Source organism: Massilia sp. PAMC28688 (genome assembly GCF_019443445.1).
Lineage (GTDB): Bacteria > Pseudomonadota > Gammaproteobacteria > Burkholderiales > Burkholderiaceae_D > Telluria_A.
The window spans coordinates 1,126,948-1,142,801 of sequence record NZ_CP080378.1 but is presented as its reverse complement, the minus strand read 5'-3'; the positions used below and the strand labels follow the sequence as shown (position 1 = coordinate 1,142,801).

Here is a 15,854-nt window from a genome sequence, read left to right as displayed (position 1 = left end):
ATTCATTAAGCGTCCACTCTTATCGACTGTTGAACAAGAAGAACAGCATTTGGGGCTGTAGCTCAGCTGGTTAGAGCACCGTGTTGATAACGCGGGGGTCGTTGGTTCGAGTCCAACCAGCCCTACCAAGTTATCGCATCGTGGCTCTTGCTTGTAAAAATCAACTGGCTTTGCCAGGGATTTTTACCTCGATCCACAAAAAAGTAGGTTTGTACTTTTTTGTGATGAATTTGGGGGATTAGCTCAGCTGGGAGAGCACCTGCTTTGCAAGCAGGGGGTCGTCGGTTCGATCCCGTCATCCTCCACCATCACTCTACTATCTCCTGAAAGTCCAAATGTAAGCCTGTGTGGTTTAGGTTTGATCTTTTAGAGATCATTGCTGTTTCGTTCTTTAACAATCTGGAAGAAGTAAAGTTTTATGTCAATCCGTGAATAACGGTTTGGCAGGGTAGTAATCACAGTATCAACAAACAAAGCAACAACGCTGTACATTCTTATCTCTGTAACGTCTTTCTGCTTAGTCGGCGGAGAGGCTAACGTTATAGGGACAAGCGAATAAGTGCACATGGTGGATGCCTTGGCGATTACAGGCGATGAAGGACGTAGTAGCTTGCGATAAGCTGCGGGGAGTGAGCAAACACACTTTGATCCGCAGATTTCCGAATGGGGAAACCCGGCCTTATAGGTCATTGCATACTGAATACATAGGTATGCAAAGCGAACGCGGCGAACTGAAACATCTAAGTAGCTGCAGGAAAATAAATCAACCGAGATTCCCAAAGTAGTGGCGAGCGAAATGGGAAGAGCCTGCATGATTTAGCACGACGCATAGTAGAACGGATTGGAAACTCCGGCCATAGAGGGTGATAGCCCCTTATACGAAATGCGATGTGTGGAACTAAGTATGCGACAAGTAGGGCGGGACACGAGAAATCCTGTCTGAATATGGGGGGACCATCCTCCAAGGCTAAATACTCGTAATCGACCGATAGTGAACCAGTACCGTGAGGGAAAGGCGAAAAGAACCCCGGGAGGGGAGTGAAATAGATCCTGAAACCGTGTGCATACAAACAGTAGGAGCGGACTTGTTCCGTGACTGCGTACCTTTTGTATAATGGGTCAGCGACTTACATTCAGTGGCAAGGTTAACCATATAGGGAAGCCGTAGAGAAATCGAGTCCGAATAGGGCGACAGTCGCTGGGTGTAGACCCGAAACCAAGTGATCTACTCATGGCCAGGATGAAGGTGCGGTAACACGCCCTGGAGGTCCGAACCCACTAATGTTGAAAAATTAGGGGATGAGCTGTGGGTAGGGGTGAAAGGCTAAACAAACTTGGAAATAGCTGGTTCTCTCCGAAAACTATTTAGGTAGTGCCTCAAGTATCACCATCGGGGGTAGAGCACTGTTATGGCTAGGGGGTCATTGCGACTTACCAAACCATTGCAAACTCCGAATACCGATGAGTGCGAGCTTGGGAGACAGACGTCGGGTGCTAACGTCCGGCGTCAAGAGGGAAACAACCCAGACCGCCAGCTAAGGTCCCAAAGATTGGCTAAGTGGAAAACGAAGTGGGAAGGCTAAAACAGTCAGGATGTTGGCTTAGAAGCAGCCATCATTTAAAGAAAGCGTAATAGCTCACTGATCGAGTCGTCCTGCGCGGAAGATGTAACGGGGCTAAGCCAGTCACCGAAGCTGCGGATATGTCTTTGACATATGGTAGGAGAGCGTTCTGTAAGCCTGTGAAGGTGTCTTGTAAAGGATGCTGGAGGTATCAGAAGTGCGAATGCTGACATGAGTAGCGATAATGGGGGTGAAAAGCCCCCACGCCGTAAGCCCAAGGTTTCCTGTTCAACGTTCATCGGAGCAGGGTGAGTCGGCCCCTAAGGCGAGGCAGAGATGCGTAGCTGATGGGAAGCAGGTTAATATTCCTGCACCGTCGTATGATGCGATGGGGGGACGGATCGCGGAAGGTTGTCCAACTGTTGGAATAGTTGGTTTTTGGCTCATAGAAGGTGCTTAGGCAAATCCGGGCACGTAATTCAAGGGGTTGAGACGAGAGTCCTTGTGACTCGAAGCAATCGGAAGTGGTTCCAAGAAAAGCCTCTAAGCTTCAGTCATACGAGACCGTACCGCAAACCGACACAGGTGGGCGAGATGAGTATTCTAAGGCGCTTGAGAGAACTCGGGAGAAGGAACTCGGCAAATTGGTACCGTAACTTCGGGAAAAGGTACGCCCCGGTAGCTTGGCTGATTTACTTCAGTAGGGCGAAAGGGTTGCAATAAACTGGTGGCTGCGACTGTTTAATAAAAACACAGCACTCTGCAAACACGAAAGTGGACGTATAGGGTGTGACGCCTGCCCGGTGCTGGAAGATTAAATGATGGGGTGCAAGCTCTTGATTGAAGTCCCAGTAAACGGCGGCCGTAACTATAACGGTCCTAAGGTAGCGAAATTCCTTGTCGGGTAAGTTCCGACCTGCACGAATGGCGTAACGATGGCCACACTGTCTCCTCCCGAGACTCAGCGAAGTTGAAATGTTTGTGATGATGCAATCTACCCGCGGCTAGACGGAAAGACCCCATGAACCTTTACTGTAGCTTTGCATTGGACTTTGAACCAATCTGTGTAGGATAGGTGGGAGGCTTTGAAGCGGGGACGCCAGTTCTCGTGGAGCCATCCTTGAAATACCACCCTGGTTTGTTTGAGGTTCTAACCTTGGTCCGTTATCCGGATCGGGGACAGTGCATGGTAGGCAGTTTGACTGGGGCGGTCTCCTCCTAAAGTGTAACGGAGGAGTTCGAAGGTACGCTAGATACGGTCGGACATCGTGTTGATAGTGCAATGGCATAAGCGTGCTTAACTGCGAGACTGACAAGTCGAGCAGGTACGAAAGTAGGACATAGTGATCCGGTGGTTCTGTATGGAAGGGCCATCGCTCAACGGATAAAAGGTACTCTGGGGATAACAGGCTGATTCCTCCCAAGAGTTCATATCGACGGGGGAGTTTGGCACCTCGATGTCGGCTCATCACATCCTGGGGCTGTAGCCGGTCCCAAGGGTATGGCTGTTCGCCATTTAAAGTGGTACGTGAGCTGGGTTTAAAACGTCGTGAGACAGTTTGGTCCCTATCTGCCGTGGGCGTTGGAAATTTGAAGGGGGCTGCTCCTAGTACGAGAGGACCGGAGTGGACAGACCTCTGGTGTACCGGTTGTCACGCCAGTGGCATTGCCGGGTAGCTAAGTCTGGAAGAGATAACCGCTGAAAGCATCTAAGCGGGAAACTTGCCTTAAGATGAGATTTCCCAGAGCCTTGAGCTCTTTAAAGGGTCGTTCGAGACCAGGACGTTGATAGGTCAGGTGTGGAAGTGCAGTAATGCATTAAGCTAACTGATACTAATTGCCCGTACGGCTTGTCCCTATAACCTTAGCAGGTGCAGAGATAAGAATGTCGCGTGTTGCCTTGTTGTTGATATCTCGAGCACTACCCCGTAGTTCATTACTACGAATACAAAACTTACTTCTTCCAGATTCAAGGTGCAGCTGCCCCGTTGTGGAGCTGTTACCTGTACAAGTTATGCCTGATGACCATAGTAAATCGGTACCACCCCTTCCCATCCCGAACAGGACCGTGAAACGATTTTACGCCGATGATAGTGCTGCAACCAGTGTGAAAGTAGGTTATCGTCAGGCTAGTTATAAGAGAAAAACCCCGGAGCAGAAATGCCTCGGGGTTTTTTTTCGCCCAGAGGTTTAGCCGCTCCGCCGCGCTGCCGGCTTTATTCCACTTACCCTCGCATTGCTGCCGGCGCCCGTCACTGTTCCGCGCAGGAAAAATGCATTTCAACCGTCATTTTCTGCACTCTGTCGCATAGCTGTATTGCTCGCCGTCGGCCACGCTTACGATCTAGTCCTTACAACAAGGGGATGACCATGGATCAACCACAAGCAAGCGCAACGCTCGCGCCCATTGCGAGCAGTGAACGTATTCATGCACTCGATGTCATCCGGGGCTTTGCCCTGATGGGCATCATGTTCATGAATGTTGAATTTTTCAACCGCGCCACCGGTGAAATCGGCAGCGGGATGCGGCCCGGGGAAAGTGGCGCCGACTTCTGGGTCAGCTACTTCGTACAGTATTTCGTCGTTGGCAAATTCTGGACAATCTTCTCGCTGCTGTTCGGCATGGGCTTCGCGGTCATGCTGATTCGCGCCGAACGCGCAGGCCGTCCCTTCCTCGTGCCCTACCTGCGCCGCATTGCCGCGCTGGCGGTCTTTGGCGCACTCCACAGCATCTTCCTGTGGTCGGGCGATATCCTGTTCAGCTACGCCGTCGCCGCGACTGCCTTGCTGATCGTGCTGTACGGTAAGCCCAAGTGGATCGCGCTGGCGATTGCGGCCTGTACTGCTGGCGGCTTCATTCCTGGTTTTGACGCCCTGTATGGCGTGGCCGGCGGCCTGGCGTTTTTCGCGACCGCCGCCTGGTGGCTGCGCGGTGAGCAGCGCGTCAAGCGCTTTGGCAATCAGCCCGCAGTCGGCGTGGTGATGGCGGTGGCGGCCGGCATTGCGCTGGTGGCCGGCGTGGCCATGTGGTTCATTCCCAACTCCCCGCCGCCGGCACGATTCGCCCTTCCTCTGCTGGGCACGGTGCTGTCCGTGGCCGCCTACTTCACCCTGCGCTTGCATGGCGACAAGGCTGCGCGCCCGTGGCGCCTGGGCGTGGGCATTTATTGTTTTTCGTTCCTCATGATGACCGGTGTGGGCGCCGCCCAGTATTACTTCCCGCAAAAGCCGCCTGTCGTGGCGACCAAGGAAGGGGCCAAGAAAGCGGCGGAAGCAGCAGCCGAACGGGAGAAAAATCTCAAGAAGCGCGAACAAAGGATTCAAGGTGAAATTGCCGTGATGTCCAAGGGGAGCTACCTCGACACCGTCGCCTGGCGCGCCAAACGCTTTGCGGGCCACGCACCTGAGGAAGTCGGCTTCGCAACGATCCTGATCGGCATGTTCTTGCTGGGCACGTGGTTCGTCCGGTCCGGCATCATGGAACGTACCCAGGATCACTTGCCTCTGTTTAGAAAACTGGCACTGTACGGCCTGCCTGTGGGCATCGGCCTGGGCTTGCTCGGTTCCGCCATTGCCCTGCATGCCGTGCCAGGCTCGCGCGGGACGGACGGATGGCAACTGGCCGCCGGCCTGCGCATGCTGGGCAATCTGCCGGCGTCACTCGGTTACGTCAGCCTCATTGTCCTGATGCTGCACAGCGCATCGCCGCTGAACAAGGTGCGTCTGCTGGCGCCCTTTGGCCGCATGGCGCTGACCAATTACCTGACACAGTCGCTGGTAGCCTCCACGTTTTTCTTTGGCTACGGCTTTGCCAACTGGGGCATGTCGCGTCCAGGCCAAATGGTGTTTGTCGCTGCAGTCCTGCTGGCGCAGATTGTATTGAGCCATGTCTGGCTCTCGCGCTTCCGTTACGGACCGGTGGAATGGCTGTGGCGTGCGATCACCTACTGGCAGATTCCGCCCATGCGCCTTGGGCCGGGTGGTCCGATGTCCGCCGTGGCCAGCACCGCTTGAGGGGCATGCGCAGCTGCGGCGCGGCGCTGCTGGCCTGCGCCGCGGTTAGCGCTGCAGCCCAGGGCATCCCGGTAACGGGGCTGCAGCAGCCGGCACGCATCCTGGTCGACAAATGGGGCGTACCCCACATTTACGCCGCCAGCCGCAGTGACGCGTTCTTTGTGCAGGGCTTCAATGCCGCGCGTGATCGCCTGTTTCAGATTGACCTGTGGCGCCGCCGGGGGCTGGGCGACCTGTCGTCCGTCCTCGGGCCATCGTACCTGGCGCAGGACCGGGCCGCGCGCCTGTTCCTGTACCGCGGCAGCATGAAGGATGAGTGGGCTGCCTACGGACCTGACGCGCTGGAGACAAGCTCGCGATTCGTCGCCGGTATCAATGCCTACATTGACCATCTCGGGCGCAATCCGCACCTGCTGCCGTTTGAATTTCGCCAGCTCGGCTACCAGCCCGCCAGGTGGCAGGCTGCTGATGTGGTTCGCATCCGCAGCCACGGCCTCACGCGCAACCTGACCCAGGAATTTGCCCGCGCCCGCGTGGTCTGCCAGGCCGGCTTGGCCGCCGATGCGGTACGCGCACAGTTGTCGCCCGCCTGGACCACGCGCGTGCCCGCCGGCCTTGATCCCTGCCTGCCGGCCGACGCGCTGGACGTGTTCATGCGCGCCACCGACACCGTCCGTTTCGGCGCCCAGCGCCTGGCCGCCCGCACAGCTATCGATGACGACACGCGCGAGGGCAGCAACAGCTGGGTGCTGGCGCCCTCGCGCACCGCCACCGGGCGCCCGATGCTGGCCAGCGACCCGCATCGCGGCTACGGCATCCCCTCGCTGCGCTACATCGTCCACCTCAACGCGCCGGGCATGAATATCATCGGCGCCGGCGAGCCGGCGCTGCCTGGGGTGTCCATTGGCCACAACGGCAAGGTGGCTTTCGGCCTGACCATATTCAGCATCGACCAGGAAGACCTGTACGTCTACCAAACCAATCCCGCCAATCCCGGCCAGTACCGCTACCAGGGAAAGTGGGAAAATTTCAGGGCCGTGCGCGAAATGGTGCCGGTACGCGGCCGCCCTGCGCAAGCGGTGGAGCTGCGTTTCACCCGTCATGGGCCGGTCATCCACCAGGACGGCGCTGCACACCGGGCACTGGCCGTGCGCACTGCGTGGACCGAGCCGGGCACGGCGCCTTACTTTGGCAGCATCAGCTACATGGAGGCGAAGAACTTCACACAGTTCCGGCGCGCCATGGAAAACTGGGGTGCCCCGGCAGAAAACCAGGTCTATGCCGATACGGCCGGGAACATCGGCTGGGTGGCCGGCGGCCTGGCACCGGTACGCCCGCAGTGGGATGGCCTGATGCCGGTGCCCGGCGATGGCCGCTATGAGTGGCAGGGCTTTCTCGATGGTGCCAAGCTCCCGCACCTGCTCAACCCCGCGCGCGGGTGGTTCGCTTCCGCCAACGAGATGAACCTGCCGGTCGCGTTTCCCTACCAGGTGCACAAGCTGGGATTCGAGTGGCCGGACAGTGCCCGCGCGCGCCGCATCAGCGAGGTTCTTTCGGCCACGCCCAAGGCGACCATGGAGGACATGGAAAAGCTGCAGAACGATGTGCTGTCGCTGCATGCGCGGCGTCTGCAGGCCCTGCTCAGGCCATTGACGTCGGCGGAGCGCGGCACGCAAGCGGCGCTGCGTCTGCTCGGCGCCTGGAACGGCGAACAACATGCCACATCGGCCGCTGCGGCCCTGTATGAAGTGTGGTGGTCGCGCCACCTGGGCCGGGCATTTCGCGAGGCGGTCCTGACGCCGTCGGCCGCGCGGGCCGTGGCCCATCCCCACGCTGCGGTGCTGCTGGACGCGCTCGAGCAGCCTGCGCTGCGCTTTGGCCGCGGCGCCGCGCGCAAACGAGACCGCGTCCTGCTCACCAGCCTGGGCGAGGCCTGGGCCGAGATGGAGTCGCTGCAGGGGCCGGACCCGAGGACATGGCAGTGGGGCCGGCTGCATTTCAGCTTGTTCACCCATCCCCTGGCGCCGCTGGTCAGCCACGCGGCGCGCGCCCACCTGAATGTGGGGCCCCTGCCACGCGGCGGCGGGCCCTTTACGGTCAATGTCTCGACCTACCACCCTGCAAGCTTCTGGCAGACGCACGGCGCATCGTTCCGCATGGTGCTTGACGTGGGCAACTGGGATAACTCAAGGGCCATCAACACGCCCGGCCAGTCGGGCGATCCGGCAAGTCCGCACTATCGCGACCTTGCCGCCAGCTGGGCCGAAGGCAAATACTTCCCGCTGCTGTATTCGGCCGATGCGGTCAAGCAGGCAGCCACGCAGGTCATTGAACTGACGCCCGCCCGATAGCGAGCCGGCGCCGCACACGAAAAAAAACCGCCGGCAGGGCGGTTTCTTTTGAGCCGGGCAGCGTGTAGCTGCCGGTGCGGCGAACCGGATTACACACCCCACAGGATATCGTGACCGCCCGCCCTGGCCGCTCGCAGCATTTCCAGCAGCGGGTAGGCGCGGGTGGAAAAGGTGACCGCTTCGATCACTTCGTGGTCGGCATCGTCGCCGTTCTCGTTGTGATGGGCGTGCACGTCGCGCTCGACGTCTTCGGCCGCTGCGTGCAGGCGGCTTTCTTCGATTTCACGTTCGAGCACTTCAATGGCCTGGCCGGCTTCGGCCGCCGTGATGACACCGCGATGGTGATCCTTGTGCAGCAGGTCGAGAATACGCTTGGCGTGTTCCGTGTACATCATGACGTCTGCCGCGGCCTTGGATGTGAAGGTAATTAACATGATAGCTTTCTCTTTTTGCGGTTCATGACGAAACGATAACACGATCCGCGCCCGGGGTCATCCCGCGCGCAACCGTGCGCCCCATGGGTGTCAGCTTATGCCGTTTTTTGCGGCAGCGCGCGACTAAGCGCAAAGAACAGCAGCGTTGCCACCTGCAGGGCAATTGCCACTGCCAGCGTCATGCGGAAGGCATCGGCGGGACCCAGGCCGCTACTGCGGAATGCATCGACTGCCACCCCGAATCCCCACTGCGCCGCGAACGCGCCAAGGAACAGCTGCAGGTTGTAGGCGGAATTGGCGCGCCCGGCCAGTGCCGGCGGAAACGCCAGGCCGGCGTAGGATTGGACCAGCATCACGACCGGTACGAACAGGCCAAGGCCAAGCCACAGCAGCCAGCTGGCCGGCGCGCTCGTTGCGACCATGCAAGCCTGCATCACGATCATGCCGGCCATGCCGGCGCCGATGACCTTGTGCATGTTGATGCCGCGCCGCACCAGCCGCGGCGCCATCCAGCCAGCGCCCAGGTAAGCGAGCAGCATGACGAAGTTGAAGACGAACAGGATCTCGCCCGATTCCACCTGGCTCTTGCCCAGGACCGTCATCAGCCATGGCCCCGCCCACAGCGTCTGCAGTGCAGAAAAAATGCCGTGATTGACGAGTCCCAGCAGGCCCAGGCGCCAGAAATATGGACTGCGAAAGATGATGGCATAGCCCTGCTCGTGGGGGGCGGCCGTTGCCTGCTGCTGGCCGCCGCGCTCGACGTCGCGCAGCACGAAGAAGATGACTGCCGATGCCAGCGCCAGCAGGGCGGCGACAACCCAGAACACGCCGCGCCATCCGATCAGCGGCAAGGTCAGCGAGACCGGCACCGTGGCCGCCATGGCCCCGGAGGTGCCTGCCACCAGCATCCAGATGGCCAGCTGGCTTTGCTGCTCCAGTGCAAACCATTGGCGATAGGCTTTGAGCGACGCCATCAGGCAGGCCGACACGCCAATGCCGATCAGGGCACGCCCGATCCATAGCCAGGCAAGGGTGGTGCCGGTGGCAAACAACACGGCGCCCACGGCAGCGCACAGCAGCAGGGCAGCCTCGGTGCGGCGCGCGCCATACTTGTCCAGCCACACGCCCAGCGGCAATTGCATGCAGCCAAAGGCCACAAAGTAAGCGGACGAGAGCAGACCGAGATCGGCATTGGACAAGCCAAGCTCGGCCACCAGCGCGGGGGCGATGACGGCGTTGATCGAGCGCAGCGCATAGGACAAAAAATAGCCCAGCGCGAAGCTCAGGAAGACCCGGATGGCCGGCGCGCCCCGCAGCGGGAAGTGCATGGTGCTTACTGCAGCTGGAACGATGACATGAACATGTCCACGTTTTCCTTGGTGAGTTCACGCGCCTTGCCCATGACGATCACCTGGTAGAAACGCTTGTCGCGCGCCTCGAAGTGGCCCACCAGACGCATCGCCTCGCCCTTGTTCTGGCCCACGGCCTCCAGGTCGATGGCCGCGCCCGGGACGCTGCGCGCGCCTGCGGCCGCGGACAGCTTGCCCGCCTTTTCACTCTTGATGGTGGCGCCGATATTGTTGACCAGCGCCGTTTTCATGGCGGCCAGCGCGGCCTGGGCGCGCGCCGCATCCGGCGCCTCCGCCGTGCCGACGGCGAACATGTTGCCGTTGATGTCAACCGCCGTCATCGTCATGGCCACTACCAGGCCATTCAGGTTCACCTCGCGCGTGTGGGTCGATGGCTTGTCAGGGAACATGACCGTAAAAGGCGCATGCGGACTGCGGTAATCGCGCCAGTTGTATTCGGGGCTGCAAGCGGCCAGCGTGAACATGAGCAGCACGCTGGCAAGGAAAGTGGGGAAATGGAATGGTCGCATGCGCAAATGGTAGCAGGACTGGTGGCGCCGCGCCCGGCAGGTCCTGCGCCAGAAGGAAAAATTCAACCAGTAAATTGGCCGCCAAAGTTAAACGGCCCACAAACGTCGCGGCAGCACTCCCGTATATTGTCCTGGACAATTTGCCAACAACAGGAGAGCACCATGGATTCGATCAACAAGAACCAGCCCGAGCATAATCACCAGGATCTGGCAGGCCCCCAGGCCATCAAAAAAATGAGCGAACTGATCAAGGAAGCGCAGACCTGCTTCTTTTGCACCAATCCATCGGGCAGCGACATCGATGCGCGTCCCATGAACGTGCTGGAAGTCGACGAGCAGGGCAACCTGTGGTTCCTCAGCGCCGTTGACAGCCACAAGAATGAGGAATTGCAGGCCAATCCCAAGGTCCGCCTGTTTTTCCAGGGCTCGCCCCATTCTGAATTCCTGCACCTGGAAGGCATTGCGACCGTGTCCCGGGACAAGGCCCGGATCGAGCAATTGTGGAAGTTCGTGCTCAAGACCTGGTTCACCGAAGGCAAGGATGATCCCCGGATCACGGTGATCAAGGTCGCACCTACCCACGGTTACTACTGGGATAACAAGCACGGCAATGCAGTGGCTGGCATGAAGATGATGATCGGCGCCGCCGTGGGCGTGACGCTCGACGATTCCATCGAGGGCGAGCTCAATCCATAGGCTCAGCGGTCGCGCGGACCGCGCCGGTACTGGATGGCTTCGGATACGTGCTCGTAATCGAGCGTGGCCGCACCGGCCAGGTCGGCAATGGTGCGCGCGACTTTCAACACCCGGTGGTAGGCCCGCGCCGACCAGTGAAAGCGCAGCATGGTCGTGCGCAGCGTCGTCTCGCTTTTACTGTCGAGCCGGCAGTAGCGGTCGATCTCGCGGGTGGACAGGCGCTGGTTGGGTTTGCCCTGGCGCTCCAGCTGGCGCCCATAGGCGCGCGCTACCCGCGCGGCAATGGTGGCGCTGGTTTCGCCATCGGCCTGCGCCGCCAGGCTGCCATGGGCCAGCGGCGCGACATCAATCTGCATGTCAATGCGGTCAATCAGGGGGCCGGAGACCCGGTCCTGGTACCTGGCCACGCTGTCTTGCGAGCAGCTGCATTTGCCCGAAGCATGGCCGAGAAAGCCGCAGGGGCAGGGATTCATGGCAGCAATGAGCTGAAAGCGGGCCGGGAAGTCGGCCTGGCGCGCCGCGCGTGAAATGGTGACGCGGCCCGATTCGAGGGGCTGGCGCAAGACTTCGAGCACGCGCCGGTCAAATTCCGGCAATTCATCGAGAAACAGGACGCCATGGTGCGCCAGGGAGACCTCGCCCGGGCGCGGTACCGCGCCGCCACCGACCAGCGCCACACCGGAACTGGTGTGATGGGGGCTGCGAAACGGCCGCACCTTCCACAGGGCAGGATCGAAGTGGCCATGGAGCGATTGCACGGCGGCCGACTCCAGCGCATCGTCGTCCGACATGGGAGGCAGCAGGCTGCCAAAGCGCGAGGCCAGCATGGTCTTTCCGGCGCCGGGAGGGCCGGTCATGAGCACGCTGTGAAATCCGGCCGCAGCGACCTCGAGCGCGCGCTTGGTGGCCACTTGCCCTTTGACGTCGGAGAAGTCTGCCTGCGGCGGCGGCAGCGTGCCCGGGTGCACCACGTGGCGCGCGAGGCGGTGTTCAAGGGGCGTGCCTGCCAGGTGCGCGCATACTTCGAGCAAGGTGGTGGCGGGATAGATGACGGCATTGCACACCAGCGCAGCCTCGCCCGCATTTTGCATGGGCAGGATGAAAGCGCGCTGGCTGCCTTGCGGATCGCGTTGCATGGCATAGGCCATCGCCAGTGCGCCGCGCACGGGCCGCAGTTCACCCGAGAGCGACAGTTCGCCGGCAAACTCGTAGCGGTCCAGCTCGCGGTCCGGCACCTGGCCCGATGCCGCCAGGATGCCGATGGCAATGGGAAGATCAAAGCGGCCCGATTCCTTGGGCAGGTCTGCGGGTGCCAGGTTGATGGTAATTTTGCGCGACGGGAACAGGAACCCCGCATTTTGCAATGCTGCGCGCACCCTGTCCTTGGATTCGCGCACCTCGGCGTCGGGCAGGCCCACAATGGTGAGCGACGGCAAGCCGTTGGCCAGATGGACCTCCACACTGACGGCCGGCGCTTCCATGCCGGCCAGCGCGCGGCTTCGCAGGACGGCAAGACTCATGGCATTCCTTTGACGAAGGGGATGGTGGCCGTATCTTAGGAGCGGCCGCGATCTGCCGTTTGCGCTGGCACAGAAGTGTGCCATCCCCCTCAGTTCAATCAGGTGTAACGACATTCTGTGGTGTATTCGAGAATGTCGTGCACGGCACACCTGACACCTGCACCCTCGGATGTGCCACACTGGCGCCGGGCGCCGCCCACCGGGTGCGGCGGGTCGATCTGATGGGGAGACACCGCGAACATGCTGCCGAAGTTTGCCTGGGTGGTAGGACCACTGCTCCTGTACGGCGCCGTCTGCGCGCTGCTGGCCCTGCGCGGCCGCGCGCCCTCGCGCATGGCGCTCAATGTCCACATCAGCCTGCTGCTCCTGGCCTATCTGCTCGGCACGGCGGGCCTGGGCATTTTCTGGGTCGCCAACCAGCAGCTTCCCGTGTTCGATTGGCATTATCTTTTTGGTTACGCAACCTTGTTCCTGGTGGGGCTGCACCTGGTGTTCAACCTGCCGCTGGTGCTGCGCTGGCTGGGCCGGCGCGGCGGCAAGGCCCAGGCGCCGGCGGTGGCGGGCGGACCACTTGTGGTCGGCAAGATTGCCGCGCTGGCGCTCATGCTGGGCATCGCCTTCTATGTCGGCAAGCGCCAGGCGGGCGCCGATTTCCCTGTCCTGGCGAGTGCCGGCGCGCAGGATCATCCGATTGCCCGGTATCACACCTTTTCCTCGGAATCACGCACCAGCGTATTCACCCGCGCGCCCGGTGTGGCGTGGGGCGATGCGCCACCGCCGTTCAAGCGCTATGACCAGCAGCCCAGAGTGGCGCTGTCCAAAGGCCAGCCGGGAGCATGGTCACTCGGGCAGATGCTGGCCGCGCCGGCCCCCGCAGCGTCCCTTGCACTGGCCGACCTGGGCCGCATGCTGCACCTGACTTCGGGCGTCACCCAGCGCCGCGGCGGCCACGCGCTGCGCGCCTCGCCGTCCTCGGGCGCCTTGTTTCCGAGCGAATTGTATGTCGTGGCGCGCCGGGTTGATGGACTGGCGGCGGGCTTGTACCACTATGATCCTGAGCGCCATCAGCTCAGCCTGCTGGGCAAGGTGCCGGCCAGCGTGGGCGCGCCCGCCGCCGACGGTGCCGACGCTGTCGTGCTGGTCAGTGCCGTCTTCCGTCGCACCGGCTATAAATACCATAACCGCGCTTTCCGTTATGCGCTGGCCGATGCCGGTCATCTGCTGGAAAACCTGCGCCTGGCAGCCCACGGCAGCGGCCTGCATCCGGACATGGTGCCGGAGTTTGACGATGCGCTGGCCGCCCGGGCGCTGGGCATTGATGGGGTGGAAGAGGGCGTGCTGGCCGTGGTGCCCCTGCGCCGCCCCGGCACCGGGGCCGGGGCAGGGCCGGCCTGCGCCCCATGCGACCCGCCGCAAGCGTTCGCCCCCGTCCGGCCAGCGCAGGGAACGCCGCTTGGCGTCACCGGCATCGTGTACCAGGCCACCTCGCTGCGCCTGCAGCCCGGTGGCGGCAGCGACCTGGCGTTGCCGCCACCGGCGCCGGCCACGGCCGAACTGTTTACCACCATCGTCCAGCGCCGCAGCGAGCGCCGCTATGCGCACGCGGCCCTGACCATGGCGCAGCTGTCGGGCCTGCTCGCCGGCATGCAGCAGCCGCCCATGCTGTTCGATGGCATCGAGATCAGCCTCGTCATCAATCGCGTGCACGGGATCGCGCCTGGCGTGTACCGCTATGTCCCCGGGCACGCCCTGCGCCTGGTCCGCCCCGGCCACGCGGCTGCCGCTGCGCAGTCGGCCGCCCTGTCGCAGGATGTGATTGGCGACGCCGCTGCCGTGCTCATCCTCTCGGCCGCGCGCGACCGGGTGCTGGCAGGCGGCGCGCGCGGCTACCGCCACGCCTTTCTGGAAGCGGGGATGAAAGGGCAGCGCTGGCTGCTGGGGGCAGTCGCGCGCGGCCTGGCCGCCTGCCCGGTGGGTGCGTTTTATGATGACGAGGCCGCGGCGCTCATCGGCGTGCAGGCCAGCGACCACTGGGTGTTGCACTTTGCTGCTGTCGGGGTGCGTGCAAACTGATAGACTTGCCTAATCGTCATTTTTCGCGCAATCATGCTGACCGTTCTGGGCAAGGCCACCTCCATCAACGTGCGCAAGGTCCTGTGGACCTGCCATGAATTATCCTTGCCGTTCGAGCAGCAGTCGTGGGGTGCCGGTTTCCGCCCCACCGACAGCCCTGCCTTCCTGGCCATGAACCCCAATGCCATGGTGCCCGTCATCCGCGACGGCGATTTTGTGCTGTGGGAATCGAACAGCATCTGCCGCTACCTGGCCAGTCAGTATGGCGGTGCCACGCTCTACCCGGCCGCGCCCCGGGCCCGCGCCATGGTGGATCAATGGGTGGACTGGCAAGCCACGGAATTGAACAACGCCTGGCGCTATGCCTTCATGGCCCTGGTTCGTGAGAGCGCGGCGCACCAGGGTCCGGCCGCCATCGGCGCCAGCGTGGCCAGCTGGAACCGGCATATGGCCATGGTTGACGCCCGGCTTGCCCGCACGGGCGCCTTCATGGCCGGTGACACGTTCACGCTGGCCGATATCGTCATTGGCCTGTCCGCCAACCGGTGGCAGATGACCCCGATCGAGCGGCCTGATCTTCCCGCCCTGGCGGCATACCTGCAGCGCCTCAATGAGCGGCCCGGCTTCGCCCTGTATGGCAACAACGGGGTTGCCTGAAATGCGCCGTGCTGGCCGCCTGCTCGCCTCCCTCGTGCTGCTGATCGCGGCGTGTGCGGCAGCCCTGCTTGCAGCCGGCACGGTGGACGATGCCCGGGCCAGCGATGTGGCCATCGTGCTCGGGTCCAAGGTGGACACCAGCGGCCAGCCGTCGGCCCGGCTGGCGGCGCGCCTCGACCAGGGCGCCGCCGTGTATCGGCGCGGTCTGGCCAGGGCCGTCATTGTCAGCGGCGGCACCGGCCAGGAAGGCTTTGACGAAGCCCTCGTCATGCGCAACTACCTGATCAAGGCAGGGCTGCCGCCGGCGGCCATCATCATGGACCCGCACGGCGTGACCACGGAGGCGACAGCGCGCAACAGCGCCGCCATCATGCAGGCACGCGGCTGGACCAGCGCCATTGTCGTGACCCAGCATTTCCACGTACCGCGCACGGTCCTGGCGCTGCGCCGCGCCGGCGTCGCGCAGCTCAGCTCGACTTACCCACGCTTTACCGAAGCGCGCGACCTTTATTCCACGCTGCGCGAACTGGTGGCCTTGCCCGTCTATTGGCTTTTTTCCCACTGATATTACGCTTCCGAAAACGAATTCTGGACGAACGTTTGCGCTTCTGCCACGGCTGTTTCTGCTCGGCCAACACAGTTAAAAACCCGACAGTGGCCCCTGTGCC

10 protein-coding genes, 2 tRNA genes and 2 rRNA genes are annotated in these 15,854 nt (G+C 61.7%); 10 read left to right on the top strand and 4 right to left on the bottom strand.

The features are described from left to right. The first annotated feature begins 51 nt into the window (after positions 1-51). The 6 genes from KY495_RS05055 (at position 52) to KY495_RS05030 (ending at position 7,927) form a co-directional block, all read left to right on the top strand. Positions 52-128 (top strand) — tRNA-Ile (locus KY495_RS05055). Between the two features lie 104 nt (positions 129-232). Beyond that, positions 233-308, top strand: a tRNA-Ala gene (locus KY495_RS05050). 237 nt (positions 309-545) lie between these two features. Beyond that, a 23S ribosomal RNA gene (locus tag KY495_RS05045) occupies positions 546-3,420 on the top strand. A gap of 159 nt (positions 3,421-3,579) precedes the next feature. Next, positions 3,580-3,692, top strand: a 5S ribosomal RNA gene (gene rrf / locus KY495_RS05040). Between the two features lie 240 nt (positions 3,693-3,932). Continuing rightward, entirely contained in the window at positions 3,933-5,576 is a 1,644-nt protein-coding gene (locus tag KY495_RS05035) for a DUF418 domain-containing protein (protein ID WP_219882657.1), read from the top strand. Between the two features lie 5 nt (positions 5,577-5,581). Continuing rightward, positions 5,582-7,927 carry a penicillin acylase family protein gene (locus tag KY495_RS05030; RefSeq protein ID WP_219882656.1) on the top strand — a complete coding sequence of 782 codons (2,346 nt, stop codon included), beginning with the start codon at positions 5,582-5,584 and terminating at the stop codon, positions 7,925-7,927. Positions 7,928-8,016: 89 nt separating this feature from the next. Here KY495_RS05030 and KY495_RS05025 read toward each other — a convergent pair whose 3' ends face one another. From KY495_RS05025 to KY495_RS05015, 3 genes are all read right to left on the bottom strand, one after another. Beyond that, the gene (locus KY495_RS05025) at positions 8,017-8,361 is read right to left on the bottom strand and encodes a DUF1840 domain-containing protein (protein WP_219882655.1); all 345 of its coding nucleotides are present in this window, start codon (positions 8,359-8,361) and stop codon (positions 8,017-8,019) included. A gap of 95 nt (positions 8,362-8,456) precedes the next feature. Further along, on the bottom strand, positions 8,457-9,689 hold the full coding sequence (locus KY495_RS05020) for a nitrate/nitrite transporter (RefSeq protein ID WP_219882654.1): 1,233 nt from the start codon (positions 9,687-9,689) through the stop codon (positions 8,457-8,459). A gap of 5 nt (positions 9,690-9,694) precedes the next feature. After that, complete coding sequence (locus KY495_RS05015; RefSeq protein WP_219882653.1) at positions 9,695-10,240, bottom strand: hypothetical protein; 546 nt, start codon at positions 10,238-10,240, stop codon at positions 9,695-9,697. Positions 10,241-10,402: 162 nt separating this feature from the next. On the opposite strand from KY495_RS05015, the gene KY495_RS05010 reads away from it, so the two are divergent. Further along, complete coding sequence (locus tag KY495_RS05010) at positions 10,403-10,936, top strand: pyridoxamine 5'-phosphate oxidase family protein (protein ID WP_219882652.1); 534 nt, start codon at positions 10,403-10,405, stop codon at positions 10,934-10,936. A gap of 2 nt (positions 10,937-10,938) precedes the next feature. Here the strand turns inward: KY495_RS05010 and KY495_RS05005 are convergent, their stop codons facing one another. After that, on the bottom strand, positions 10,939-12,456 hold the full coding sequence (locus KY495_RS05005; RefSeq protein ID WP_219882651.1) for a YifB family Mg chelatase-like AAA ATPase: 1,518 nt from the start codon (positions 12,454-12,456) through the stop codon (positions 10,939-10,941). A 240-nt stretch (positions 12,457-12,696) separates the two neighbouring features. On the opposite strand from KY495_RS05005, the gene KY495_RS05000 reads away from it, so the two are divergent. Genes KY495_RS05000 through KY495_RS04990 form a run of 3 tightly spaced genes read left to right on the top strand, consistent with a single transcriptional unit; the run spans position 12,697 to position 15,751 of the window. Continuing rightward, the gene (locus tag KY495_RS05000; RefSeq protein ID WP_219882650.1) at positions 12,697-14,529 is read left to right on the top strand and encodes a SagB/ThcOx family dehydrogenase; all 1,833 of its coding nucleotides are present in this window, start codon (positions 12,697-12,699) and stop codon (positions 14,527-14,529) included. Positions 14,530-14,562: 33 nt separating this feature from the next. Further along, on the top strand, positions 14,563-15,186 hold the full coding sequence (locus tag KY495_RS04995; protein WP_219882649.1) for a glutathione S-transferase family protein: 624 nt from the start codon (positions 14,563-14,565) through the stop codon (positions 15,184-15,186). Position 15,187: 1 nt separating this feature from the next. Then, positions 15,188-15,751: a YdcF family protein gene (locus KY495_RS04990; protein ID WP_219882648.1), complete on the top strand. Its 564-nt coding sequence runs from the start codon at positions 15,188-15,190 to the stop codon at positions 15,749-15,751. Positions 15,752-15,854: the final 103 nt, after the last annotated feature.